This window comes from Methylobacterium sp. E-005, from assembly GCF_022829725.1.
In the GTDB taxonomy this organism is placed as follows: domain Bacteria; phylum Pseudomonadota; class Alphaproteobacteria; order Rhizobiales; family Beijerinckiaceae; genus Methylobacterium.
The window spans coordinates 24,926-50,733 of record NZ_JAKSYG010000240.1 but is presented as its reverse complement, the minus strand read 5'-3'; the positions used below and the strand labels follow the sequence as shown (position 1 = coordinate 50,733).

The following is a 25,808-nucleotide window of genomic DNA, read 5'->3' as shown; positions in this document are numbered from 1 at the left end:
CCGGCATGAACGAGACCCTCGCCGACCGCCGCGTGCTCCTCGTCATCGGCGGGGGCATCGCGGCCTACAAGGCCCTCGACCTGATCCGGCGCCTGCGCGAGCGAGGCGCCAGCGTCTGCCCGGTCCTCACCCAGGGGGCACAGGAATTCGTGACGCCGCTGGCCGCCGCGGCACTGGCCGGCGAGCGCGCCCATACCGACCTGTTCGACCGTGCCAGCGAGGCCGAGATCGGCCATATCAAGCTCGCCCGGCAGGCGGACGCCGTGGTGGTGGCGCCCGCCACCGCCAACCTGATGGCCCGGATGGCGGGTGGCCACGCCGCCGATCTCGCCACCACGATCCTGCTGGCCACGACCCTGCCGATCCTGATCGCGCCGGCCATGAACGTGCAGATGTGGGCGCACCCGGCAACGCGCCGCAACCGCGCGACCCTGGAGGGCGACGGCGTGCATATCGTCGGCCCCAATGCCGGCCGGATGGCGGAACCCGAGACCGGACCCGGCCGCATGGCCGAGCCCCACGAGATCGCCGACGCCCTGGAGCGGATGCTGGGCCTGGGCGCCGACCGCCCCCTCGCCGGCCGGCGCGTTCTCGTCACCTCCGGCCCGACCCACGAGCCGATCGACCCGGTGCGCTACATCGCCAACCGCTCCTCCGGCCGCCAGGGCCACGCCATCGCGCAGGCCGCCGCGCGGGCCGGCGCCGCCGTGACGCTGGTCACCGGGCCGGTGGCGATCCCGAATCCGCCGGGCGTCACTGTCATCCGCGTGGAGACCGCCCGGGAGATGATGGCCGCCGTCGAGGCGGCGCTGCCGGCCGATATCGCGATCTTCGCCGCCGCGGTGGCGGATTGGCGCCCCGAGCACGAGGCCGGCGCCAAGAAGATCAAGAAGGACGGGACCGGCCCGGCCCCGCTGGCGCTCGCCGAGAACCCCGACATCCTCGCCACGATCGCGCGCAAGACGGTCGGGCGCCCGCCCCTGGTGGTGGGCTTCGCGGCGGAGACCGATACAGTGCTGGAGCATGCCCGGGCCAAGATCGCCCGCAAGGGCTGCGACCTGATCGTGGCCAACGATGTGTCGGCGGAGAGCGGCGTGATGGGCGGCTCCGAGAACGCGGTTCATCTGATCGGCCGGGACGGCGCGGTGGAGACTTGGCCGCGCCTCGGCAAGGACGAAGTCGCCCGGCGGCTGGTCGCTTTTCTCGCCGCGATACTGGCCGGCTGAGGCCGGGTACGCGGACGGCCGATGCGGATCCGCGGGACGTGCTCGGGCTGCCGCTGGGGAATCCTTCTCTCCCGCGCTTCCGCGAATCACAGGTGGCGAGGCCCCAAAGTCCAGCGCGTCCTACTGAACGGTCGGGATTTGTTTTTTACGCCGCTCTAATGTCTCGTCTAGCATGCATCTTATAAGACACCACCTTCAAATTCATATTCTTAGCTATTGCGCTATCTCATGAATATTAAATAGGCCATCATACAGTTCTTAACAGCAGTTTGCTTCCGACTCATGCCCAGAAAAAACTGGCGCCATGATCTAATATCAAAATACTGGAATTCAACGCCGTATATACAAATAGTATAATTTTCTTGCATAGTTTGAAAACATGAGAGCTACGTAGATCCGAGAATTTAAATCGGTGGTAGCCGTAAGAATATCATGTTTAAAACATCATGGCTCGGTATTTTTGAAGTCCTGATTGCTGTCTGTTTGATTTTGTCTGCAACGCATAGCAATGCGCAGCCATCTCAGCATGTCGATACGGCTAATTCACCGAATCTTCCGAGTCCGACTGCGCCGGAGCGCGCGCCCCTTGTCCGGCCCTCGACGCCCGCCCCCGAGACTCGTCCCGCCGCCGGTTCCGCCGACACGCAGAGCCTCAAGCCGCATTTCGGTATCCTCGGATCGATGGGGGGGCTGCGTGATCTGCTGTGGGAGCGCGGCATTCTGCTGAACCTCGATTACGTGTACGAGGCGGCCGCCAATGTCGCCGGGGGCGTCCGGGGGCCTCTCGTGCGCGGTGCGGGTCAGTTCGCGGTGCGGGGCGCCTTCGACTTGGAGCGCATGCTCGGCCTGGAAGATGCCTCCGCGACCGTCACGCTCAGCCACCGGCACGGGCGCGACGTGACGCTCGATGCCGGGCTCGGCACGCAGACGAGCGTGGAGGAGATCTATGGCCGCGGCCGGATCTGGCGGCTGAGCCAGTTCTGGTACGATCAGAAGTTCGGCCCCTGGGTCGACCTGAAGATCGGCCGCATGCCGACGAGCGACGATTTCGCGGCCTTCGCCTGCGAGTTCCAGCTGAACGCCCTGTGCGGCGCCGTGGCCGGCAAGATCGCCGGCGCCTACATTTTCCAGTTCCCGGTAGCTCAATGGGCCACGCGCCTGCGCGTCGGGACGCCGGACACGGCCTATCTCCAGGTCGGTGCCTACCAGGTCAACCCGGACAATCTGGTCGACGGGTTCAGCTTCAACTTCAGCCAGGGAACGGGTGCCCTCATCCTCTCGGAGGCCGGATGGTTCCCGAAATTCGGGGCGGACGGATACGCGGGGAGCTACAAGCTCGGCGGCTGGTATGAGACCGGCGGTGGGTCCGACGTGTTCCTGAACGCCGCGCGGCTGCCCATGCCCCTGTACAAGGGGCCCCCCCTTCACCAGGACGAGCGCCACGGCCTCTACTTCGTCGGCGTTCAGGAGGTGTACCGCCCCGATCCCGCCAACCCGAAGCGGACCGTCTCGGCCTTCCTGCGGGCGGTGGCGAGCGAGGAGGCCACGGCCGCCTATTCGGCGCAGGTGACGTCCGGCTTCATCTACAAGGGCATCTGCCAGGGCCGACCGAACGACTGGATCGGCTTCGGTGTTGGCCAGACGACGCCCAATCCCCGATTGATCAATGCCGTCGCCCTGGACGCCCTATACTCCAAGACGTCGCGGCGAATGCCGACGCAGGAGCGTTTCCTCGAGGCGTTCTACAGCATCGACGTGGCCGACGATGTCGTCATCCGGCCGAACATCCAATACATTACGCGGCGGGGAAGCCCGGAGCTCAAGCCCGACGTCGTCGTGTTCGGCGTGAAATCTCTGGTGACGTTCTGACGCCTTGTCCCGAAAAGGCGGCCTGCGGGACGCGGCACCTGCGCCGGAACCCAGTCCGGCGCAGTCCGCATGCGGCGGCTCTGGGTTGTGGTCGGCCATGCCCGCGCGAGTCTCGATCCGAACCGGGAGGCCCCTATCCACCGGCGCTGATCGTGAACATCGCGCAGGCTCGAGTTGCAAATCCGTGCGCGGTCGACCTGTTGCAGATTATGTCGCGAAAGCCTCAATCATTCGTGCCAGATCGACGATGAGTGATGATGTGACACTACAAAACCCGGGAAAAAGGCTATGAATGTGCTTGGACGCCTGTCGGTTCGCGCGACAATGTGCGTGGCCATCTTTGCCATGGCGTTGATGTTGCTGACCGGCGCAGTCGGTTCTCTCGTCGAGGCGCGTCTTCAGGTGCGCCAAGCGGCGGAAGCCGTCACGTTGGCGCAGGCGAGCCGGGCACTGCTGAAGACGATCCTGCCGCTGCGCCTTGAGCGGGGTTCGGCCTTGGCCCTCGGAGCGGAGACCCCCGCGGATCCCGATACCCTCTCGGGCGTCGCGACGTATCGGGAGTCGATGCTCGCGAGTTTCCGAACGGCTCAGGACCTTCTGCAAGCCTTGGATGTGCCGTCTGTGTCGGCGACGCTCGCCCGGTTGAACGCCGCGCAGGAGGCCGTGCAGGCCCTGCGTCCCCGGATCGACGAGGCCCTGCGCGTGTCGAAGCCGCAGCGCGATCCCAAGCTCATGCCCGCCGTCCTGACCGCGTTTCAGGATCTGCTCGACGCGCTGACCGGCACGATCGACGCCGTGGATGCCGCCATCCCGCGCGCGGACGTGGTCCTTCAGCGCTATCTCGCGCTCAAGCGCTCGGCCTGGGCGACCCGAATTGCGATCGGGAACGTCGCCCTCCGGGTGCATGCGTCCCTCGCGGCCAAGACCGGATGGTCGTTGCCCGAGACCGTGGCGGCCGCCGAGGAGCGCGCCCGCGTTCAGACGGCCTGGATCGCCACCACCGAGGCCGCCTCCGGCGTCTCGGACAGCGTGAGGGCCGCGTTCCAGAAGGCCAAGACCAGCAACTTCGAGGGTGAACCCGAGCGCGTGGCCCGGGCGGTCTTCGATGCCCTGAGCCAGAACACGGCCTCGCCCTACTCGTTCCAGCAGCTTCGGCCGCGCAACACCGCCGATCAGATGGCGATCGTCGAACTCGCCTATGCGGCCCTCGACGCGATGGTGGCGCGGGCCGAGACCCTGGCCGCCGACGCGCAGGGCACCCTCGTCCGCAACGCCGCCGCCCTGCTGGCCGTGACGGTGCTCGTGGTCCTCGGGTTGCTCTGTCTGTTCGGCGGGGTGCTGCGACCCATCCGGACGATTTCGGCGACCATGCGGCGGCTGGCGGCGGGCGACATGGAGGTCGAGGTGCCGGTGAGCGCCTACCGGAACGAGTTCAGCCCGATCGTGGCCGCCGTCCAGGTGTTCAAGGACAACCTGATCCGCAACAGGACCCTGGAGGCGGAGGCGGAGGCGGTACGGCGCGCCGCCGAGGAGCAGCGGCGGGCCGGGATGCGCCAGATGGCCGACGTCTTCAAGGCTGCCGTCGGCGATATCATCAGGCAGGTTTCAGGCTCGGCCTCCAAGCTGCAGGCGACCGCGCAGAGCATGACGAACACGGCGGGCCAGACCGCCGCCCGGTCGACGGCCGTCGCGGCCGCAGCGGAACAGGCGGCCAGCAACGTCAACACCGTGGCGGCTGCCGCGGAGGAATTGGGGAGTTCCGTGCAGGAGATCGGCCGGCAGGTGCAGGGGTCGGCGGAACTCGCGAAGGCGGCCGCCTCCGAGGCGGATCAGACCGCGTCGCTGGTGCAGGAACTGAGCGGCGCGGTGGCGCGGATCGGCGACGTGGTCGGCCTGATTTCGACCATCGCGGGGCAGACCAACCTGCTGGCGCTCAACGCCACCATCGAGGCGGCGCGCGCCGGCCATGCGGGGCGGGGCTTCGCCGTGGTGGCCTCGGAGGTGAAGGCGCTGGCCGAGCAGACCGCCCGGGCCACCCGAGAGATCGCCGATCAGATCGCCCGGGTGCAGGCCTCCACGGGGCAGGCGGTGTCGGCGATCGGTGCGATCACCGAGCGGATCCGAGAGATCAACGGGGTGGCGACCTCGATCGCCGCGGCGGTCGAGGAGCAGGGCACCGCCACGCAGGAGATCGTCCGCAACGTCGGCCAGGCGGCGCAGGGCACCGCGGAGGTCACCGACAACATCGCCGGCGTGGCGGGCGCGGCCGAGGAAACCGGGCGGGCGGCGGAGCATGTGCTCGGCGACGCATCCGCGCTGTCGCGTCAGTCCGACCATCTCACGACCGAGGTCGGGCGCTTCCTCGCCGGCCTGCAGGCGGCTTGAGCCCGCGCGCTCCGCATCGATCCGGATGCCGGTTCGGTGCGGAGCGTGCGGCGAGGATGAAGCGACGGGAACGGCTCGGATCCTTCGACCGGATCTCCGGCGGCCTCCCTGGCCTCAACCTTTGCGAGTCGCTAGAAGGCGCGGCGACGGCCGGCGCGCACGGCGCCGGTTCCAGGGAGAAACCATGCCTCGCCTGTCCCTCATCGCCGGAGCCGCGTTGATCGCCATGAGCACTGCCGCCAGCACTGCCGCCACTGCCGAAACCGTCACGCTGCCCTCCGGGCTGAAGTATCAGGACGAGGTCGTCGGGACCGGACCGGAGCCGAAGCCCGGCCAGCAGGTCACCGTCCAGTATACCGGCTGGCTCGACGAGGGTGGCAAGAAGGGCAAGAAGTTCGACTCCTCCCGCGACCGCAACCAGCCCTTCTCGTTCCCCCTCGGCGCCGGCCAGGTGATCAAGGGCTGGGACGAGGGCGTCGCCACCATGAAGACCGGCGGCAAGCGCACCCTCATCATCCCGCCGCAGCTCGGCTACGGCGCCCGCGGCGCCGGCGGCGTGATCCCGCCGAACGCCACCCTGATCTTCGACGTCGAGCTCCTCGGCGCGAAGTAACGGTCGGTCTGCGCGGACGGCGAGAGTCCCAAGAAATGCTGTTCGCGCAGCTGCCCGATGAGCTGTTCAAGCCGCTGGCGTCCCCGAGCCGCGGCTTCAACGCGGCTCTCCTGCTGCACCTGCACCGCCGCGTCCTCGGGGCCGAGCCGGTGCGCAAGGCCGAATTGCTCGCTGAGATCGGTGACTTCGCGGCGGGCTGGAGCGACCCGGAAGTCAGCGGCGACGAGCCGATCTCCGCCGATCCCACCGAGCGCCGCACCGCCCTCTACCGCCGCCTCCTCGACACCGGCTGGCTGATCGAGCGCCGCGAGCGCTACGTGCCGGTGGTGGAGTTCGACCCCGAGGCACGGCTTCTCCTGGAAGAACTGTCCCGGCTCGAACGGGGCGAGACCCGTTCCTACGGCGGCGCCGTGCTGGAGGTGCTGGGCGGACTGGAGAGCGCCCTGTCGGATCCCGGCAGCCGCTCCGAGGCCCTGGCGAACGCCGCCCGGGCATCGGCCGCCTTCCTGGCCCATGTGCGCGGCCTCGCGGCCGGGATGCGCAAGGTCGAGGAGCGTATCCTGCGCGAGCCCGACAGGGCCAAGACGTTCCGGCTGTTCTTCAAGGATTTCGTCGAGCGCCACCTGATCAGCGACTACCGGACGCTGCACACGCGCTTCAACCCGTTCCGCTTCCGGGCCAGCGTGGTGCGCGAGGCCGGCCGGGCGTTGCGCGACGCCCTCACGATCCGGGCGCTGGCCGAGGGCCAGATCCGCGAGGGCCGCAGCCCGGATCTCGACGCCGCCCAGCGGGCGGTGCGGGCCGACCTCGCCCAGATCCTGTCGGTATTCGAGGGGCTCGACAACCACCTCGACGCGGTCGATGCCGTGGTGGCGCGGCTGGAGCGCCGGATCGCGGCCGCCCTCCACGTCATGGACCGGCCGGATCCCGGCGGCGTCGAGCGCGCCGCCGCCATGCTGCGCGCCGTCGGCGGCGCCGAGATCGCCCCCGACGTGCCGTCCGACGTGTCGCTGCTGCGCCCGCCGATCGGCCACGCGCATCTCCAGATGCCCCGGGCCCGCAAGCTCGCCATCGACATGGAGCCCCTGCCCGACATCGAGGACGATCCCGTGGTCGACGCCTTCGCGGCCGCCAAGGCGGAGTTCCGCCGCCGTACCACCGTGACGCCCGAAAGCATGAGCGCCTTCGTGGAGGCCCGGCTCGGCCGAGCGGTGCGGCTGCGCGGATCCCAGATCACGATCACAGGCGTCGACGACTTCATCGTGTTCCAGCGCCTGCGTGAGATCGACGTGTTGTTCGACGCGCAGCTCGGCGACCGCTACGCCCTCACCCGCCTGCCCGAGCGCATCGCCAATGGCTGGCTCGACTGCCCGGATTTCGTACTGGAGCGGCGCCCCGGTGCTTGAGGGATTCCGCGCCATCATCGACGGCGACGAGCCCGCGCCCCCCGGCGCCCGGGCGCCGGACGCCGAGGAGTTGAGCCGCGCCCTCCAGGTCCTCTTGAAGGGACAGGTGATCTACGCCGACACGCCGAATATCGGCCGCTCCTACGAGCTGGCCCGGCACTACGCGCCGTTCTTCACCGACTACTTCGCCTGCCTGGGCTACGCACTGACGGTCTCGCACCGCGACCAGATGGTGTCGCTGAGCCCGGCCGCCGACGCGCCGCGCCACGACATCGTGTCGGAGCGGCTGCGCAAGGACGAGACCCTGGTGCTGCTGGCGCTGCGGCTCCTCTACGAGGAGGGTCTGCGCGACCATCGCGTCGGCACCGACGGGATCGTCGAGTGCACCACCGACGAGATCGTGGAAAAAATCCGCACGGTCGCCCGCAACGAACCCCCCGAGGAGGGGCGGCTCGCCGACATCCTGCGGCTCTACGCGCGACGGGGCGGATTGCGGCTCGGCGAGCGCGACCGGGTCGAGCGGGTGACGCCGCTCGCACTCCTGCCGGGCGTGGCGGTGCTGGCCTCGGATGCGTGGCTGGAGCGCCTGCGGGCCTGGACGGAGGCCGGGGAGGCCTGACCTGAGAATCTGTTCACTGTCCGACTGCGGTCGCACCCCGCTCGAAGCGGCCGAAATCCAACCCGACCTCCTCATCCTGAGGTGCCCGAGCGCAGCGCAGGCCTCGAAGGAGCCCTCCAGGGATCGCGCGGCTGGCTGGAGGGCTCCTTCGAGACCCGCTGACGCGGTCACCTCAGGATGAGGCTGAGAATTGGATCGGCCGAGGCAAACAGGCTCTGAAGGGACGTGGTCAGGCCGCCCGCACCGTCTCAAGAAAATGCTCCACCTCGCTCCCGAGCCGGGCGGCCTGCTCGGCCATCGCGGAGGCCGCGCGCAGCACCTGCCCGGCCGCCGCGCCGGTCTCGTCGGCCGCGCCCGCGACCTCCGAGATGTTGTCCGTGACCGCGCCGGTCCCGGCCGCCGCCTGGGCGACGTTGCGAACGATCTCCTGCGTGGCCGCCCCCTGCTGCGCCACCGCGCTGGCGATCGTGGTCGCCGTGGCGTCGATCTCGCGGATCCGCCCGGCGATGCCGTCGATGGCGCGGACGGCGTGGTCGGTCGAGCCCTGGATCTGATCGATCTGCCGGCTGATCTCCCCGGTGGCCTTGGCGGTCTGCTCTGCGAGCTGCTTCACCTCGGCGGCCACCACCGCGAACCCCTTGCCGGCCTCGCCGGCCCGGGCCGCCTCGATCGTGGCGTTCAAGGCCAGAAGGTTGGTCTGCCCGGCGATCGCGGAGATCAGCGTCACCACCTCGCGGATCGACCGGGTGCCGGTGCTCAACGCCTGCACCAGATCGGTGGTCGCTCCGGCCTCCCGGGCCGCCACCTGCGCCAGATCCGCCGAAGCCACCACCTGCCGGCCGATCTCGTCCACGGAGGATCCGAGCTCCTCGGCCGCCGCCGCCACGGTGTTGACGTTGGCGGCGGCCTCCGCGGCGGCGGCGCGTGCATCGCCGGAGCGGTCGGCCGTCCGGGTCGCCGTCGCGGTGAGCGCCCGGGCAGTCGCCTGGAGCTGTGTCGCCGCCGCCGTGACCGCGCGGACGATGCCCCCGATGGCAGTCTCGAACCGTTCCGCGAGGTCGCGCATGCCCTGGCGGCGCTGCACCTCGGCCCCCGCCCGGGCGCGGGCCGCCTCGGCCTCCAGGGTGCGGGTCTGGATCAGGTTCTGACGGAAGACCTGCACGGCCGCCGCCATGGCGCCGATCTCGTCCCCCCGCCCCGCATAGGGCACCGCCGAGCCCGTATCGCCGTCCGCGAGCCGGCGCATGGCGTTGGTCATCACGGTGATCGGCCGCGAGACGCCGCGGAGCGCGTACAGCAAGGCGCCGAGGCCGACCATCAGCATGGCGGCCAGGATCGTGATGGTCGTCGAGACCGCGCTGGCCTGGCTCTCCCGGGCGGACCGGCCCGCCTCCTCGACGGCCCTGACATGCCGATCCACCAGCGCGCGCGCGGCCTGCGCCACATCCTGGTAACGGGCATTCATGGCCCCCCGGTAATAGGCCATCGCCGCCTCGCGCTGGCTGAGGCTCATCCCGCGCAGCCGCTCCCAGGCATAGTGCTGGGCCTTCAGCTTGGCGACCAGGGTGTCGTAGAGGGTCTGCTCGTCCGGCGCGGTGATCCGAGCCTTGTAGGCCTCGACCCGGGCGGACTGATCCTTGAGCATCTCTTCCACCGCCGCGCGGCCCGCATCGCGTTCGGCCTCCGTGTCCGCCGTGGCGACGCGCACCTGCAGCAGGCGCGCTTTGACAGTCAGCGCGCTGATGGTTTCCACCGCATCCAAAGATGGCATTGCCTTGTCAAGCAGCTCGGCTAATTGGTGATCGACAAATTTCATCCGAACGATCGTCATTCCACCCTGTATCGCCGCCGCGACAAGCAGAAACAGGAACAAGCTGCTGAGTTTTGTCTTTATGCTCGCGCGCATAGTCTTGCCAGATCTCTGTCCCTCGGACACGATATCGGTGGTGCTTGCGCGGGCAAGCTGCGGGTTCGCGCAGAACTTGAGTCGTCACGGCCTCTGTCACCGGCTTGCATACGCCGCCGAGTCCGGCCAACTGGGCCGGTTGATTTCCAATCCCGGGCCGGCTCACCGACATCGTGTACGTCCTCACCGACATCGCCCTCTCGAACTGGTATCTGATCCGCCGCGAACAGATCCGGCTGCGGGGTGCCGCGGCCCTCGTCGGGCCGACCGGCGCCGGTAAGTCGACGATCTTCGACGCGGTCGGCACGGTGCTGGCCGGCAACAATGCCAGCCGCCTCGCGCTGAACGCCTCGGCCTCCGGGCGCAGCGCCCGCACGGTGCGCGATTATTGCCTGGGCTGGATCAGCGACCCCGCGGAGGGCGGCCGCCCGACCCGGGAATCCTGCGAGACCGTGCTGGCCCTGGTGTTCGAGAACCCCGCTTCGGGCCGCGTCGTCACGGTCGGGCTGGCGCTGGCGGCCCGGGCCGTCGAGCCGAAGGAGGCCGTCCTGTCGCGCTTCATCGCGGTCGGGCACCGGTTCGAGATTGCCGATTACGCCCGCACCGCCCCCGGCGGGACCTACACGGCGCCCTGGAGCGAGATCGCCGGGGATCTGCGTGCCAAGGCGGCGAGCTTCACCGAGTACCGCACCTCGGGCGAGCGGTTCACGGCCGATGTGCTGGCCACCCTGCGGGAGGGGGCGCCGGCACCGGAGCCGCGCCACTTCCTGCGCAGCTTCGCCAACGCGGTGGCGTTCAAGCCGATCTTCGACACCAGCGCCTTCGTGCGTGCCTTCGTGCTGGAGCCGGAGCCCCTCGACGTCGACCGCGTCCGCCAGTCGATCGCCAATTGGCGCCGCCTGCTGGAGACGATCGCCGAGCTGGAGAGCCGCCTCGCGCGCCTGCGCCGCCTGCGCGACCGCTACGAGGCCTGGAGCGAGTCGGTGCTCGCCGCGGCGACCCACGAGTTGCGGGCCGCCGCCGCCGAGCTGCGCCGCCGCAGCCTCGACCTCGTCGCCGTGCGCACGCGCCTGCGCGAGGGGTCCGACGCCCTGCGCATCGCCCGGGAGCGCGTGGCGGCCAGCCGTGGCTTCGTCCGCGACATCGATGGGGAGATCGCCGAGAAGAAGGCCCTCGCCGCCGCCAGCGCCGCCGAGGGCCGTCTCGCCGCCTCGACGCTCGGCCTGTCCATGCTGGAGCGCGACCGGAAGGAGCTGGTTGGGCGGATCGCCGATCTGGTCGCGCTCGTCGGCCAGATGGGCAAGCTCCAGCCGGTCGCCCCGATCCTGCAGCAGGGTTTTCCGCAGGCGGCGCGTTTGGCCGAATCCTGCGCCCGGGCCGGGCTGCGCCGGGAATCGCCGCCCGAGGGGATTCTGCGCCCGGAGGGGCCGCTCGCCGAGCTGATCGACGGGCTGGCCCGGCTGCCCGAGTTCGACGAGGCGCTGGAGCGGGCCGCCGAGGACGCGGCGCTCAAGGCCCGCGCCCAGGAGAGTGAAGCCGAGCGCACCGCGCCGCGCACCGGCGCCGGCCCGACCGCGCGCCTGTCCTCCGACACTTTGGCGTTCCGCGGCGAGCTGGAGCGGCGCGGCATCGACGCCGTGCCGATCTGCGAGCTGGCCGAGATCATCGATCCCACCTGGGGGCCGGCCCTCGAAGGCCTGCTCGGGCGCGCCCGGGAAGCCCTGGTGGTGGCGCCGGATCGGCTGAACGAGGCGCTCGGCGTGCTCCAGGGGGGCCGCGACCGGTTCCACCGCTGCATCCTGGTCAAGACCACCGACACCGCCAAGCAGCGCGCGCGCCGCTACGATGACGGCCCGCTCACGGTGATCGAGACCAGCGATCCGCACGCCGAGGCGTTCCTGGGCGTGCGGCTCGGTGGCTACGACTTGGCGAAGGATGATGCCGAACTGGCCCGCCTCGCCCGGGCGGTGGCGCCGAGCGGGCGAACCACCGCCGGCATGGCCTATTCGGTGACGCGCAGCGTCGATCTGCTCATGACCCGCGGTCAGCGCGGGCCGACCGTCGACAGCCGGCGCGTCCACGAGGCGGCGGTCGCGGAGGCGCGGCGGCTGCGCGGCGAGGCGGCGGTGCTGCGCGAGGCCGCCCGCACGGCGGCCGCGATCCGGGCGCGCATCGCCCGGGGCCTCGACGATATCGATACGCTGCGCGCCGAGCTCGACGGGCTCGATGGACGGCGGCGCACCCTCCAGACCGAGCGCGAGGGGATCGAGAAGCGCGACACCGCCGGGCTCGCCGCCGAGATCGCCGCGCTGACGACGGAACGGGTCGCCTATCTGCGCGAACTGTCGGAGGAGCTGGAGCCGAAGCTCGATCGCCTGCTCGCCGACGAGGCGGCGCTCCGCGCCCGGCTGGTTACGATGCGCGAGGCCGCCCGCGCCGCCTTCTCGGCCCGGCGCGCGGCCCTGCGCCAGCTCATGGGCGGCGATGCGGCCCGGGTCCGCGTGGCCCGCTCCGAGACGTTCGACGTGGGCGTGATCGCCGAAGCGCGCCGCGCGCTTGCGGGCCTCGATGCCAAGGCCGCGGGCTCCCGGGCGACGGCCGAGCGGGGCCTGGCCCGGGAAGCAGCCGAGGCGGCCCGCTCACACGGACGGATCGCCGAGCGGGAGCTCGCCGAGGCCTGTGCCGCGTGGCGGGTCGAGAATCCCCTTAACCAGGGCGACGCGCCGGCCATCGACGGCTTCGCCTGGGTCCGGCGGGAATACGAGGCGGTCGAGGGCCACGAATTGCGGCGCTACCGGGCCCAGGCCGAACGGGCCGAGGTCGAGATGCGCCGCCTCATGACCGAGGATCTGCTGACCCGCCTCGCCGACCGGTTCGAGCGGGTCCAGGCCCGGCTGGAGGCGCTGAACGAGCGGCTCTCGGCCCGCAGCTTCACCGGCCAGACCTACGCGTTCGAGGCGGCGGTGGACCGGCGCTACGCCGCGGTCCACGCGCTCGCCACCGAGACCGCGCGCTCCCCCGAGGCCGCGCAGGCGCTGCTCGACGGCGCGGCCGAGGGCCCGATGGCGGCGGCGCTCGCCGAGATCACCGCCCTCATCGCCGGCGAGGAGGATGCGGCCCGGCTGGCCGATTACCGCAACTACTTCGTCTACGAGATCGGCATGCGCGACCGGGCGGGCAACCGCACCACCATGTCGGCGCGGGCGCTGCGCGGCTCGGGCGGCGAGGCGCAGGCGCCGTTCTACGTGGCGATCGCGGCCTCGCTGGCGAGCGCCTACTATCCCGGCGACCGGCCGGGGGACGAGAACCCGGGCCTCGGCCTGTGCCTCCTCGACGAGGCCTTCTCGAAGCTCGACGTGCGCAACAGCCAGGCGCTGGTCGATCTCTACCGGGCCTGGGGCCTGCAACTCCTGATCGCCGCCCCCGAGGATAAGCGCACCACGCTCACCGAGGTGATGGACACCATCGTCACCGTCTACAAGAGCCCGGACCTCACCTCGGTCCGGATCGAGGCCGAACACCCGCTGGAGGCGGCCCGGCGGGCGCTCCACGCGATCAACCCCGACCAGGTCGGGATTGAGGGCTTCCGGCAGGCAGATGCGGCGGAGTGAGGCGAGGCGCCTACCCCGCGGCGCTGAGGCTCTCTCCTCCCACAAGGGGGAGGGAAAAGCGCTCGTTTCTTGCGCCGTCAGTGCCCGATAAAACGGTGTGACAGAGACCCGGAAGCGCTCGCTCCGATCACGCTCCCAGCACCTTCAGCACGTCCCGCGCGGCGCGCTCGCCGTCCAGCGTCGCCCCGCCAACCGTCATGGCGCCGCCGCCCGCCAGCGCCTCGCCGGCGAGGAACACCCGGCCACCCACCGGCGCGCGCAGCTGCTCACGTGCCTCCGCGTGGCCCGGCGCCACGATGGCGTACGACCCGTGGGCATAGGGATCCGTCCACCACGCAGCGAGCCGTCCCGCCAGCACCGCACCACGGGCCTTGCCGCCCAGGATCGCGCCCAGGCGCTCGGTGGCGAGCGCAACCGCCGCCGCCTCCCCCGCTTGGCACAGGTCCCGGGCGCCGTCGCCGCCGAGATTGGCGACCGCCAGGGGGCGACCGAACGGGCCCATCTCGAAGTAGAGCGTCGGGCCACCGGTCGCGATCGAGACCGCATCACCGAACGCCGCCGGATCGATCTTGGCCAGGTCCAGGCGCAGGCCGATCTTCGTGTAGGCGCCCATGTGAAGCCCATCCAGCGCCGTCCGGTGGGCCTCGGGCAGGCCGGGTGCGAACCTGAGGGCGCCGCTGTGCAGCACGCCCACCGGCACCGTGACGATGACGGCTGCCGCCGCCAGGATGCCCCGCGCCGTCTCGACCCGGACCTCCGGCCCGGACCAATCAATCGCCTGCGCCGGACAGCCGAGCTTCACCGGGACGTCGGCGAAGTGGCGCGCCACGAGGGCGCCGTAGCCGTCGACCCAGAGGTCGGTGCCGGACCAGAGCCGATCGTAATCGACCGCCGAGACCCGCTCGGGATCCTCGCCGAGCGACAGGCGGCTCAGGCCCGCCGCGGCCAGCTCGGCGTCGGGGCCGCCGGCCCGGGCCGCCTCGGCGAGCGACGGGTCGCCGCCCTTCGGCTGCAGCAGCGCGTCGAGGCCGGAGAAGCCCGCCCGCCGGGCCGCCCGCTCGGCCTCGGTGGCGGGGCGGCCGTTAATCGTAAGGGTGCGCGCCCAGCCGTCTTCGCGGGCAAACCGGGCCCCGGCGGCCCGGGCGATCGGCGCCCAGGGATTGTGCTCGGCCCAGTGGATGTATTCAGCGCCGGCATCGAACCGGCAGTCCGGACCCAGGGCCGTGTCGCTGAAGGCGCGGCCGCCGATCCGGTCCCGCGCCTCCAGGAGGGTGACGCTCTGGCCCGCATCCCGCAGGCGGGCAGCCGCCGCCAGACCCGCGGACCCGGCGCCAATTACAACCACGGTACCGCCGCCGGCACCCGCGCGCAGTGCCGGGGCCGCGAGCAGCGGGGCAGCGAGGATCGCGCGTCGGGTCGGTCGCATGGCGGCTCCTCGGTTAGACACCGGAGCTGCCGATCAGGGACCTGCGCGCTAGCCCCGCGCGCCCGGATTACCCGAGCGCTTCTCCATCATCGCCTTGACCTGCATCAGCTGGTCCCAGACCTGACCCGGCGAGGTCCCGAAGAAGTCGAAGCTCGCGCTTATGCCCCAATAGATGCCGAAGCAGATGAACGGCACCAGCACCCAGGCCAGGATTTCCTCGCCCCGCTTGCGGCGGCGGCGGCGCAGGCGCCGCTCCTCCCGCCACGCCAGCTTTTTCGAAGTCGCCGGCTGCGCGATTGACGAGAGCGGAGCCTCGTGCAGATTGTCGGTCATCGGGCGCCTCCTCGCCGCGGCGCTGTCGCGTCGCGGCGGTCATAGACCGGCAGCCCCTACTCCGGAAGGCCGCCGGACGGCGTGTGCACCATTAGGCGCGCACGAGTGGCACCTTCGGCACGGTCCGGACGCCGCCGCCCGAGCCCCCGCCCTTGTCGTCCTTCGGCGTCTTCTTCCGCGTCGCCGTACGAGGCTTGGCCCGCTTGTGGCGCTTGGCGGCGTTGGTCACATCGGCCTCGGGCTTGGGCGTGACGGGACCGGCCGGGAAGTCGAAGCCCAGGCTGTCCTTGGCGCCGGCCTTGGCCTCAGCATCCTCCGGCTTGCGCACGATCACCCGGACCGCGCCGCCATCCTTCAGCTTGCCGAACAGCACTTCGTCGGCGAGCGGCGTCTTGATGGTCGACTGGATCAGCCGGGCCATCGGTCGGGCGCCCATCGCGTCGTCGTAGCCGTGCTCCACCAGCCACGCGCGCGCCTCGTCCGAGAGCTCGATCGTGACGTTGCGGTCAGCGAGCTGCGCCTCGAGCTGGAGGACGAACTTGTCCACCACCTTCGCCACCACCTCCTTCGGCAGGTGGCCGAACGAGATGATCGCGTCGAGACGGTTGCGGAATTCCGGCGCGAACAGCTTGTTGATCGCCTCCACATCGTCTCCCGTGCGCTTCGTCTGGGTGAAGCCGTAGGCCGACTTCGCCAGGTCCGAGGCGCCCGCATTGGTCGTCATGATGATGATGACGTTGCGAAAATCGACCTGCTTGCCGTTGTGGTCGGTCAGCTTCCCGTGGTCCATCACCTGCAGCAAGATGTTGAACAGGTCCGGATGCGCCTTCTCGATCTCATCGAGGAGGAGCACGCAGTGCGGGTGCTGGTCGATCCCGTCGGTCAGCAGGCCGCCCTGGTCGAAGCCCACATAGCCGGGGGGCGCGCCGATCAGGCGGCTCACCGTGTGGCGCTCCATGTACTCGGACATGTCGAAGCGCAGCATCTCGACACCGAGGGAGGCGGCGAGCTGCTTGGCGGCCTCGGTCTTGCCGACGCCGGTCGGACCCGCGAACAGGTACGAGCCGATCGGCTTGTCCGGGTCGCGCAGGCCCGCACGCGCCAGCTTGATCGCCGAGGTCAGGGCCTCGATCGCGTTCGGCTGGCCGTAAACCACCCGCTTCAGGTTCTCGGTCAGGTGCTGGAGCACCACCGCGTCGTCCTTGGAGACGGTCTTCGGTGGGATCCGGGCCATCGTGGCGATGGTCGCCTCGATTTCCTTGATGCCGATGGTGCGCTTGCGGCGCGCCTCCGGCACCAGCATCTGCGACGCGCCGGTCTCGTCGATCACGTCGATCGCCTTGTCGGGCAGCTTGCGGTCGTTGATGTAGCGGGCCGACAGCTCCACCGCAGCCTTCACGGCCTCGGTCGTGTACTTGAGCTTGTGGAACTCCTCGAAGTACGGCCGCAGGCCCTTCACGATCTCGATCGTGTCGGGGATCGACGGCTCGTTGACGTCGATCTTCTGGAACCGGCGCACCAGGGCACGGTCCTTCTCGAAGTACTGGCGGTACTCCTTGTAGGTGGTCGAGCCGATGCAGCGCAACGTGCCCGAGGCCAGGGCGGGCTTGAGCAGGTTCGACGCGTCCATGGCCCCGCCCGAGGTCGCACCGGCGCCGATCACCGTGTGGATCTCGTCGATGAACATGATGGCGTTCGGGTGCGCCTCGATCTCCTTCATCACCTGCTTGAGGCGCTCCTCGAAGTCGCCCCGGTAGCGGGTGCCGGCGAGCAGCGTGCCCATGTCGAGGGAGAAGACGGTCGCGTCGGCCAGAACCTCCGGCACCTCGTGCTGGATGATCTTGCGCGCCAGGCCTTCCGCGATCGCGGTCTTGCCGACGCCGGGATCGCCGACCAGCAGCGGGTTGTTCTTCTGCCGGCGGCACAGGACCTGGATCGTGCGCTCGACCTCGGAATGGCGGCCGATCAGCGGGTCGATCTTGCCGTCGCGCGCCTTCTTGTTGAGGTTGACGCAATAGGCGTCCAGCGCATCGCCCTTCTTCTTGGCGCCGCGCGGATCGCCGTCGTCGCTCGGACGCTCGGGGGCGCCCTCCTCCTCGGCCCCGCGCACCGGCTTCGACTCGGAGGCGCCGGGGCGCTTGGCGATGCCGTGGCTGATGTAGTTGACCGCGTCGTAGCGGGTCATGTCCTGCTCCTGCAGGAAGTAGGCGGCGTGGCTCTCGCGCTCGGCGAAGATCGCCACCAGCACGTTCGCCCCGGTCACCTCCTCGCGGCCGGAGGACTGGACGTGGATCACCGCGCGCTGGATCACGCGCTGGAAGCCCGCCGTCGGCTTGGCATCCTGCCGCCCGTCGCCGGTGAGGTTGGAGAGTTCCGTGTCGACGTAGTCGATCAGGCTTCGCTTGAGCGTGTCGACCTCGACGTTGCAGGCGCGCATGACCGCGGCCGCATCCTGATCGTCCACGAGGGCGAGCAGGAGATGCTCCAGCGTCGCGTATTCGTGCCGGCGCTCTCCCGCCAGCGCCAGGGCGCGGTGGAGAGCTTGTTCTAGGCTGCGTGAGAAGCTTGGCAAAGCTGGCCTCTGTCCTTCGTGCCTACCGCGAACGGCGCCTACTTTTTTTCCATAACGCACTGGAGAGGATGTTGGTGTTTGCGCGCGAAGTCCATGACCTGCGTCACCTTGGTCTCCGCCACCTCGTAGGTGAAGACCCCGCACTCGCCGACCCCGTTCTGATGCACGTGCATCATGATCTGGTAGGCGTCCTCGTGGCTCTTGTTGAAGAACCGCTCGACCACCAGCACGACGAACTCCATCGGCGTGTAGTCGTCGTTCAGGAGCAGAACCCGGTAGAGGCTCGGCCGCTTCGTCCGGGGCTTCGTGCGGGTGATGATCGCCGTGTTGGACCGGTCGTCGCCGCCCGGCGCGCGCGAGCCGGAAGCCGTGGCCGGTCGATCAATCCCTATCGAACGTGCGGTGCCCTGTTGGGGGACCTGTATCATGTGCGTCGAACCGATCCCTCGATTGGAGCGGGCGTCGCCGATCCTGGCGGGCGAAGCTGTCCTGGCCCGGCCCGGAGCAACGCGCGGCTCCGCTGTCGCTAATCTACAGACGGTGAGCCGACTTCGCCAGACGCCTGCGCGCACTTGTCCGTCCCGCTGAGCTTGCGCCTGGCGCACGGCCGACGCCCCGCTAATGCGCCGGGGTCGGATTTGGTGCCGGCGGCCGCAGCAGATCGGCGGCCAGTCCCGCGATCTGATCGGCGGTCATCGCCGACCGCGCCGCCCAGCGTTCCCCGGCCCGCTGGAGATAGGCGCACTGGATGGCCAGGATCTCGGCCGGGCCGCGGGACGCAGCGAGGGCCCTGGCTGTGGCCGCGAGATCGTCGAGGCCCTGCTTTGTGGAATCGCCCCATTCGATCCCGAGGGTCTGAGCGATCCGGCCGGCGACCCCGAGCCGCCGCCACGGCGAACCGAAGCCGGCCGGATACGGATAAGACGGATGGGCGTCGCGTGTTGTCATGGCCGCACTCCCGGCCGCCGCCGACTGGTCAGGCCCGGGCGGCGGTATCGGATCCGGAGCAGACTGTGTGCGCCGCACCGGGCAGCGTCAAGCGGCCACGGTTCGGTCGGAGCGCGGTCTTGGCGAGGCGCCCCCCTCCCCCCGCCCGCGGCCATCGTCGGCGCGGCTGGCGATGGATGTGATCCGCAAGCCGCAGCGGAGGGAGGGTGTGTCGCGGTTCCGCGGCCTCCGCAACCGTCGGCAGAAACCCCACAATCCGATACGCGCGGCGATCGCATTAACGGCCCTGTAACTGCACTTGCCTAACTCTCCGATGATGCAGCGGGGCCACGCGACCGGTCCCGCTCCGCTCAAAAGGACACGACCGGCGCGTGCCGGTCTCGCGAGGCAATCAGGCGTGATGCGTAGCGTAGTAGGCCGCTCCCGGACGATTCCCGCGCTGCCGGCCGCCATCCTGGCCGCCGCGGTTCTCTCGACCCTCGCCTCCCCGGCCGACGCGCGACGCGGGCGGCACCATCACCATGCCCGCGCGGCCGGCGGCGGTTACAACCCGCCCTACGCCGCCATGGTGGTCGACGTGAAGAGCGGCAAGACCCTGCACGCGGTCAACGAGGATGCGCTCCGGCATCCCGCCTCCATCACCAAGGTGATGACCCTCTACCTGCTGTTCGAGCAGATGGAGCGCGGCAAGTTCGCCCTCGATTCCGACCTGACCATCTCGGCCCATGCCGCCGCCCAGGCGCCCTCGAAGCTCGGCCTGCGCCCCGGCCAGACCATCTCGGTCGAGGACGCCATCAAGGCGATCGTGACCAAGTCGGCCAACGACGTGGCCTGCGCCATCGGCGAGAACATCGCGGGCTCCGAGGAGCGCTTCGCCCAGATGATGACCGCCAAGGCCCATGCGCTGGGCATGAGCCGGACGCACTACGCCAACGCCTCGGGCCTGCCCGATCCCGACCAGCTCACCACGGCCCGCGATCTCACCGTGCTGGCCCGGGCGATCCAGGACCGCTTCCCCCACTATTACCGCTACTTCCAGACCCGCTCCTTCGCGTTCCGCGGCCGGGTGATCGGCAACCACAACCACCTGCTCGGCAACGTCCAGGGCGTGGACGGGATCAAGACCGGCTACACCCGGGATTCCGGCTTCAACCTGATGACCGCCGCCAAGTCGGAGGGCCGCCAGATCGTGGCGATCGTGCTGGGCGGCAAGTCCGGCGCGAGCCGCGACCGGATCATGGCCGACCTCGTGCGCGGCAGCCTGCCGAAGGCCTATGCCGGCGCCCGGATCTCGGCGCCCGTCACCGAGGTCGCCGAGCGCGCGCGGCCCGCGGTCGTCGCCGACGCGGTGTCGCGGACGCGCACCCAGGTCGCCTCCGCGGACGACGAGGATGTCGAGACCACCGGCACCACCGGCGAGCCCCTCGACCTCTCGCCCCGGGGCACCACGACGACGGGCACCACCACGACGCCCGGCGGCACTTGGAAGGTTGGCCCGCAGGGCATCCCGAAGGCCGCCCAGGCCTATGCCGGGGCGAGCAGCGCCCAGGCGCCCTTCCCCGGGGCCAGCAAGTCGACGGCCCGCGTCGCCTCGGTCGAGCGCGACGAACCGCCGAAGGCGGTCTCCGGCGCCCGCGTCGTGCCGACCCCGTGGGTGATCCAGCTCGGCGCCATGGACGACGAGACCAAGGCCCGCTCGATGCTCTCGGAGGCGCGCGCCAAAGTCGGCGGCAGCCTGTCGAAGGCCGCCCCCTATACGGTGAAGGTCGAGCACGGCGGCACGACCCTGTTCCGCGCCCGGTTCTCGGGCTTCGCCGAGCAGGATTCCGCCCAGGAGGCCTGTACGGCCCTGAAGCGCAGCGGCTTCAGCTGCTTCGCCACCCGGAGCTGACCGATCAGGACCCGCCGGCGCCCGTCGCGCCGGCAGGACAGGCCGCGGTGCTGTTCCGCCGCGGCCGAGACATCCTTCATCCCCTGACAACGCGCGTGGAGTATCAGCGATGTCGGTTCAGAAGCCTGTCCCGGGCGGCGTTGACGCGCGCCGCACCCTCGGCGCTTCCCCCCTGGTCGGGGTGGGCGCGCTTCATCAGCGTCCGGTGGGCCGTCCGGATCTGCTCAGCGGTCGCCCCGCGCTGAAGCCCCAGGACCTGGTACGCCTCCTCCTGCGTCAGCGCCCCTGGGTTCGGCGTACTGCGCGGCCCCGGGTCGCGATTTCGCTCAGCGTCTACACGCCAGCCGGGCGTCCGGCGGTCGAGATACGGCTCTAGCAGGGCGACGCCCATCGGATCGCGCACGCGGCAGAGCCGCAGCAGCCCGATCACGGCTTCGTTCGGCATGGCGTCGATCCATGCCCCGGCCAAGGGCCCCGCGGTCACGCGGCCGGTGCGCAGGCTGCCGTCCGGTCGCAGATGCGCCTCGATCAGCGTCGTGCGCAAGCGGCGGTCCTGGGATCCGTAGGGATCCTGGGACGCAGGGGGCATCTCGGATCCCTGAGGCGTTCGGGGATTGTTGGCGGTGCCCGGCCGGATCAGGCGGCGCAGTCGGGCCGTCATCGACTCTTGCCCCTCGATCATCCAGACGCCGCTCAGACCCAGGAGTGCCGCCAGGACGAGGTTGCCGTGCAGCAGCAGGAAGCCGCCGGCCAGCAGCGATACCGCGCCGAGCGTGCGCGTTCCGCCCGTCACGGCACCGAGGCCCTGACCGAGGGCGCGGCGCAGGCGCCGGCCCAGGCCGTTGCCGTTCTTGGACAACCACCAGAGCGTCAGGCACGCGAGCAGGCCGGCGAACAGCGCCATGCTCAGCGTCGCACGCCGTACTCGGCCGAGGTCCGGCCATCGATCCGGACCGTCGTGCCGTTGCCCAGATCGTAGGTCCCGTCTTGGCGCGTCGGCGCCGGGCGGGCGCCGGCCGTGCAGCCGGGCTGCGCCGGCAGCCGCACGCCCTCGGGCAGATCCTCTGGGCAGAGGCGGGAACGCGTGGGCTGCTCGGCGGCATGTGCCGCGCCGGTCAGGGCTATGAGGGCCAGTCCGAACACGGGTCTCACTGGCGATTCTCCGCCACATCCGTCGTGGTGATCCGGACCTGTCGGACCCGGCCGTCGCGCTCGACCTTGAGGGTTACGGTCGCGCCGAGCCCCGCCTCCTCGATCGCCGCGGTGAGGTCGGCGAGCCGATGGACCGGATTGCCGTTGGCCTCCACGATCACGTCTCCGAGATCGCCGGTCTGGGCATCGACCCCCCGCAGGCCGGCCTGGGCGGCGGGCGAGCCGGGCAGGACCCGCACGATCACCACCCCGTCGATGCCGAGCCGGGCGGTCGCGGCCTCCTGGGCGGCGATGATGCCGATGCCGGGGTTGCGCACCCGGCCCACCTTGATGAGCTCCGGGACGATCCGGTTCACGACGTCCACGGGGATCGCGAAGCCGATGCCGGCGCTCGCCCCCGAGGGCGACACGATCGCGGTGTTGACGCCGATCAGCCTTCCGGCGGAGTCGAGCAGCGGGCCGCCGGAATTGCCGGGGTTGATCGCCGCATCGGTCTGGATCACGCCCGACACCTCCCGCCCCTCGCTGGTCGGCATCCGCCGCCGGACCGCGCTGATGACGCCGGTGGTCAGCGTGTGGTCGAGGCCGAACGGGTTGCCGATCGCGAAGGTCGATTGCCCGACCTTGAGATCCGCTGAACTGCCGATCGCCAGCGGCGGCGGCATGCGGGTGACGCGCCCGAGACGCAGGACCGCGAGGTCGTAGGAGGGTGCGAGGCCGACCAATGTCGTGGGCACCACGGTCCCGTCACTCAACCGGACCGAGACGCTGCCCCCGCTCTGCGCGGCGTTCTGAACGACATGGGTGTTGGTGACGATGTGGCCGGCCCCGTCCCAGACGAAGCCGGTGCCGGTCTGCGTGCCGCCGCCCTGCTCGTTGCCCTCGTCGTCGAGGTCGAGCAAGTCGCGGTTCTGCGCCGCGCCCTGCGCGAAGACGTGCACCACCGACGGGCTCGCCTGCTCGAACAGCCGGATCGTGGCCTGTTCGGACTGCGCAAGATCGCCGCGGGCGGTCACGGCCCGGGGTGCGTCCGCGGAATAGAGCAGCGGCTGCAGGTAGGGCTGGGCGACGTAGAGCGCCAGCAGGACCAGGACCGCGGCGAGCACGAAGCGCACGGTACGATCCGGCACGAAGGACTCCGAGAGAAAACCGACGGGCGAGGTCGGCGGGCGCCGGTCTTAAGTGCGCGTTCAGGATCGCAGCGTCAACACAGATGCGTGCCGCCGCCGGTGGGCCTCAGACGTGTTCTGGCGCACGCCGACGGGCGGAACGAACTGGCTAACGGAATGGTCATCATTCGAGAGCCACAATTCTCGCAAGTTCTCGGCAGCTTGTACGCGCTCACTACGGATTGGGTAAACGCAACCGCTGCGTCCATCATGCTTTCGTGAGGGATGCTGGTTTCGGAAGCCGCCCGAATTGATCGCAAAGCCGCCGCAGAGATGCTTGCTTTGACGCTCAGACCATCGATCCCCGAGCCGGCCTGACTGAGGCTGGCGGCGGGTATCTGAACGGTCGCACACGGTTCGGAAGGACGAGGACTTATGGAAACCGAAGCTCTGGAACGGCCCGCCGATCTGACGATCTGGCGCACGGCTCCGGCCAGCGCCCCGCTGGCGCAGCCCGAGCGGTTCAACACCCTGCGCGAGGCGATCAGCGCCGCCGCCGGTGCGCTCAGCGATCCCGCCAAGCAGCCCTGGATCATCACCGAAGAGGGCGAGATCCTCTCGCCGAACTGGATCCGCACCTACCTGAACTGACGGCGCCGCGTCGCCGATAGCGGGGATACCGGGGATAGGGGCTTGCGCCCTGCCCCGGCCTCAGGTGGTCCTGATGGCCCCCGTTGCGGGCTGCCGGATCGCGGCAACAGCCAGGGGTGCCTCCCGCCCGCGCAGGGTATGGGCGCCGAGATCATACGCCACGAGATCTTCGGGCAGCGGCCCGATCCGGTCGAGCAGATCGGACGAGACCAGCACGTGGACCCCCAGCGTCTTGGAAAGGGCTTCCAGCCGCGCGGTCGTGTTCACCGCATCGCCGAAATACGCGATCTTGTGCCGCTCCAGCCCGATCTCGGCGGTGACCACCGGGCCGCAATGCAGCGCGGCCCGGAATTCCGGGACCTGTCCGAAGCGGCTGCGCCAGGACTCGGCTTCGGCGGCAAGACGCGCCTGGAAATCGAACACGCATCGCAGGCAGGCAGCGTCGCGGATGCCACGCTCCATCGTCCAGGTCACCAATGCCAGATCGCCGATATAATCGTCGATGGAGCCCCGGGCCCGGGAGACTGGCAGCGCCAGGGCGTTGAACACCTGCCCCAGATAGGCCTGCGCCGCCCGGTCGCCGTGCTGGTCGGCGAAGCGCGTCGAGCCGGTCACGTCGAGGAACAGGAAGATCCGCTCCTCGCCGATCGGCCGGTGGTAGCGCCCGATCAGCAGGTTGGCGAACACGCCGGGGCCGATCAGGTCGCGGACGCGGAACACGAACACCACGACAGCCGAGATGGCGAGCGCGTAGAGCAGGCCGGTATCGGTCATCAGCATCGCGTTCCGCTCGCTGTACATGAAGCGGAACAGGCGGTTGAGCACGGTGCTGGCGAGGGCGTTCCCGGCCACGATCAGGCCGATGTAGAGCGCCACGGTGGCGAGCAGGAACAGGGGCGTGGCGAGGCCCCGGATGCGCTCCCGCAGGGCGGGAAACAGGAACCGGCGCTCGTACAGCATGATCGGCGTGCCGATGATCGCGCCACGGATCGCCGCACCGGTCAGGGGGCCGACATCGAAGATCGCCCCGTAGAGCAGGCCCGCCAGCGCCCCGAGCGCGGGGGCGACGAGGACGAACCAGGGCGGCCGGAAGCCCATCGGCCCGGCCGCCGCCCCGATCCTCAATCCAGCCGCAGGGCGTGGACCGAGAACAGGCCGTCCGCGTCCGTCCAAACCTGGATCCACCGCCAGCCGGCCCGCTCCGCCAGCGCCCGGAAGGTGTCGACCGTGTACTTGTAGCTGCTCTCCGTATGGATCGTCTCGCCGGCCGCGAACGCGAACGTGTCGGAGCCCACCGCCACGTCCTGCGCGTCCCGGGCGACGAGATGCATCTCGATCCGCGAGGCTTGCGGGTTGAACACCGCCCGGTGGCTGAAGGCGTCGAGGTCGAACCGGCCCGCGAGCTCGCGATTGATCCGCGTCAGGAGGTTGAGGTTGAACGCCGCGGTGACGCCCGCGGCGTCGTCGTAGGCATTCTCCAGGGTGGCGGCGTCCTTCACGAGGTCGACGCCCACGATCATTTGAGCCCCCGATCCCAGGATCCGCCCGAACCGCGCGAGCAGCGCCTCGGCCTCCTCGGGTTCGAAATTCCCGATGGTCGAGCCCGGGAAGAAGCCAGCCCGCGGCAGGCCCGCGAGGCTTTCGGGCAAATCGAAGTCCCGGGTGAAATCAGCCACCACCGGCTCGACACGGAGGTGCGGGAAATCGGTGCTCAGGGTCTCGGCCTGATCACGCAAGAACTCGCCGGAGACGTCCACCGGCACGTAGGCCGCCAGCTTGTCGAGGTGCCGCAGCAGGCGGCGCAGCTTCACGGTCGAGCCGCTGCCGAACTCGACCAGGGCAGCCCCCGCCGGCAGCAGCGCAGCGATCTCCGGGCCGCGCCCGTCCAGGATCCCGATCTCGGTGCGGGTCGGGTAGTATTCCGGCAGCCGGGTAATCTTCTCGAACAGGTCCGAGCCGGCCGCGTCATAGAAGTATTTTGGCGAGAGCGCCTTTTGCGGGCGGGAGAAGCCCTCGCGCACATCGTCGAGGAAGGCCGGGGCGACCGGGGTCGGGTCGGAAAAGGTCGGGTTGATGGTCACGGGTCGCTCC

The 25,808-nt window shown here is 70.2% G+C and carries 20 protein-coding genes; 9 read left to right on the top strand and 11 right to left on the bottom strand.

Going from position 1 to position 25,808, the window contains the following annotated elements:
* Positions 1-5: 5 nt before the first annotated feature.
* The 6 genes from coaBC (at position 6) to MKK88_RS29770 (ending at position 8,118) form a co-directional block, all read left to right on the top strand.
* The gene (coaBC, locus tag MKK88_RS29795; RefSeq protein ID WP_244006543.1) at positions 6-1,226 is read left to right on the top strand and encodes a bifunctional phosphopantothenoylcysteine decarboxylase/phosphopantothenate--cysteine ligase CoaBC; all 1,221 of its coding nucleotides are present in this window, start codon (positions 6-8) and stop codon (positions 1,224-1,226) included.
* A gap of 681 nt (positions 1,227-1,907) precedes the next feature.
* On the top strand, positions 1,908-3,095 hold the full coding sequence (locus tag MKK88_RS29790) for a carbohydrate porin (protein ID WP_244006541.1): 1,188 nt from the start codon (positions 1,908-1,910) through the stop codon (positions 3,093-3,095).
* A gap of 288 nt (positions 3,096-3,383) precedes the next feature.
* Positions 3,384-5,480, top strand: coding sequence for a methyl-accepting chemotaxis protein (locus MKK88_RS29785; protein WP_244006540.1), 2,097 nt, complete (start codon positions 3,384-3,386; stop codon positions 5,478-5,480).
* A gap of 184 nt (positions 5,481-5,664) precedes the next feature.
* Complete coding sequence (locus MKK88_RS29780) at positions 5,665-6,093, top strand: FKBP-type peptidyl-prolyl cis-trans isomerase (protein WP_244006533.1); 429 nt, start codon at positions 5,665-5,667, stop codon at positions 6,091-6,093.
* Positions 6,094-6,128: 35 nt separating this feature from the next.
* Positions 6,129-7,499 carry a Wadjet anti-phage system protein JetA family protein gene (locus MKK88_RS29775; protein ID WP_244006531.1) on the top strand — a complete coding sequence of 457 codons (1,371 nt, stop codon included), beginning with the start codon at positions 6,129-6,131 and terminating at the stop codon, positions 7,497-7,499.
* Positions 7,492-8,118 carry a DUF4194 domain-containing protein gene (locus MKK88_RS29770; protein ID WP_244006529.1) on the top strand — a complete coding sequence of 209 codons (627 nt, stop codon included), beginning with the start codon at positions 7,492-7,494 and terminating at the stop codon, positions 8,116-8,118. The genes MKK88_RS29775 and MKK88_RS29770 overlap by 8 nt, the downstream gene beginning before the upstream one ends.
* 229 nt (positions 8,119-8,347) lie before the next feature.
* Here MKK88_RS29770 and MKK88_RS29765 read toward each other — a convergent pair whose 3' ends face one another.
* Positions 8,348-10,024, bottom strand: a complete 1,677-nt coding sequence (locus tag MKK88_RS29765) for a methyl-accepting chemotaxis protein (protein ID WP_244006527.1) — start codon at positions 10,022-10,024, stop codon at positions 8,348-8,350.
* 173 nt (positions 10,025-10,197) lie between these two features.
* On the opposite strand from MKK88_RS29765, the gene MKK88_RS29760 reads away from it, so the two are divergent.
* Positions 10,198-13,635, top strand: coding sequence for an SbcC/MukB-like Walker B domain-containing protein (locus MKK88_RS29760; RefSeq protein ID WP_244006525.1), 3,438 nt, complete (start codon positions 10,198-10,200; stop codon positions 13,633-13,635).
* A gap of 127 nt (positions 13,636-13,762) precedes the next feature.
* On the opposite strand, the gene MKK88_RS29755 is transcribed toward MKK88_RS29760, so the two are convergent.
* The 5 genes from MKK88_RS29755 to MKK88_RS29735 form a co-directional block, all read right to left on the bottom strand.
* Positions 13,763-15,061 carry a flavin monoamine oxidase family protein gene (locus MKK88_RS29755; RefSeq protein ID WP_244006523.1) on the bottom strand — a complete coding sequence of 433 codons (1,299 nt, stop codon included), beginning with the start codon at positions 15,059-15,061 and terminating at the stop codon, positions 13,763-13,765.
* A gap of 48 nt (positions 15,062-15,109) precedes the next feature.
* Positions 15,110-15,394, bottom strand: coding sequence for a hypothetical protein (locus MKK88_RS29750; protein ID WP_244006521.1), 285 nt, complete (start codon positions 15,392-15,394; stop codon positions 15,110-15,112).
* Positions 15,395-15,485: 91 nt separating this feature from the next.
* Positions 15,486-17,966: an ATP-dependent Clp protease ATP-binding subunit ClpA gene (gene clpA, locus MKK88_RS29745; protein ID WP_244006519.1), complete on the bottom strand. Its 2,481-nt coding sequence runs from the start codon at positions 17,964-17,966 to the stop codon at positions 15,486-15,488.
* Between the two features lie 38 nt (positions 17,967-18,004).
* Complete coding sequence (clpS, locus tag MKK88_RS29740) at positions 18,005-18,394, bottom strand: ATP-dependent Clp protease adapter ClpS (protein WP_244006517.1); 390 nt, start codon at positions 18,392-18,394, stop codon at positions 18,005-18,007.
* A gap of 190 nt (positions 18,395-18,584) precedes the next feature.
* The gene (locus MKK88_RS29735) at positions 18,585-18,914 is read right to left on the bottom strand and encodes a phasin family protein (protein ID WP_244006515.1); all 330 of its coding nucleotides are present in this window, start codon (positions 18,912-18,914) and stop codon (positions 18,585-18,587) included.
* Between the two features lie 400 nt (positions 18,915-19,314).
* Between MKK88_RS29735 and MKK88_RS29730 the strand changes: the two genes are divergently transcribed.
* A complete protein-coding gene (locus MKK88_RS29730; RefSeq protein WP_244006513.1) occupies positions 19,315-20,805 on the top strand; it encodes a D-alanyl-D-alanine carboxypeptidase in 1,491 nt (496 codons plus the stop codon).
* A gap of 103 nt (positions 20,806-20,908) precedes the next feature.
* On the opposite strand, the gene MKK88_RS29725 is transcribed toward MKK88_RS29730, so the two are convergent.
* From MKK88_RS29725 to MKK88_RS29715, 3 genes are read right to left on the bottom strand one after another with little or no spacing between them, the layout of a single operon-like run.
* Complete coding sequence (locus MKK88_RS29725; RefSeq protein ID WP_244006511.1) at positions 20,909-21,709, bottom strand: J domain-containing protein; 801 nt, start codon at positions 21,707-21,709, stop codon at positions 20,909-20,911.
* A gap of 2 nt (positions 21,710-21,711) precedes the next feature.
* Positions 21,712-21,957, bottom strand: a complete 246-nt coding sequence (locus MKK88_RS29720) for a hypothetical protein (RefSeq protein ID WP_244006503.1) — start codon at positions 21,955-21,957, stop codon at positions 21,712-21,714.
* On the bottom strand, positions 21,954-23,087 hold the full coding sequence (locus MKK88_RS29715; RefSeq protein WP_244006502.1) for a S1C family serine protease: 1,134 nt from the start codon (positions 23,085-23,087) through the stop codon (positions 21,954-21,956). Before MKK88_RS29715 ends, MKK88_RS29720 begins: the two co-directional genes overlap by 4 nt.
* Before the next feature lie 414 nt (positions 23,088-23,501).
* On the opposite strand from MKK88_RS29715, the gene MKK88_RS29710 reads away from it, so the two are divergent.
* The gene (locus tag MKK88_RS29710; protein ID WP_244006500.1) at positions 23,502-23,717 is read left to right on the top strand and encodes a hypothetical protein; all 216 of its coding nucleotides are present in this window, start codon (positions 23,502-23,504) and stop codon (positions 23,715-23,717) included.
* Between the two features lie 60 nt (positions 23,718-23,777).
* Here the strand turns inward: MKK88_RS29710 and MKK88_RS29705 are convergent, their stop codons facing one another.
* Entirely contained in the window at positions 23,778-24,815 is a 1,038-nt protein-coding gene (locus tag MKK88_RS29705) for an adenylate/guanylate cyclase domain-containing protein (protein WP_244006498.1), read from the bottom strand.
* A 23-nt stretch (positions 24,816-24,838) separates the two neighbouring features.
* Positions 24,839-25,798, bottom strand: a complete 960-nt coding sequence (egtD, locus tag MKK88_RS29700) for an L-histidine N(alpha)-methyltransferase (RefSeq protein WP_244006497.1) — start codon at positions 25,796-25,798, stop codon at positions 24,839-24,841.
* Positions 25,799-25,808 lie beyond the last annotated feature (10 nt).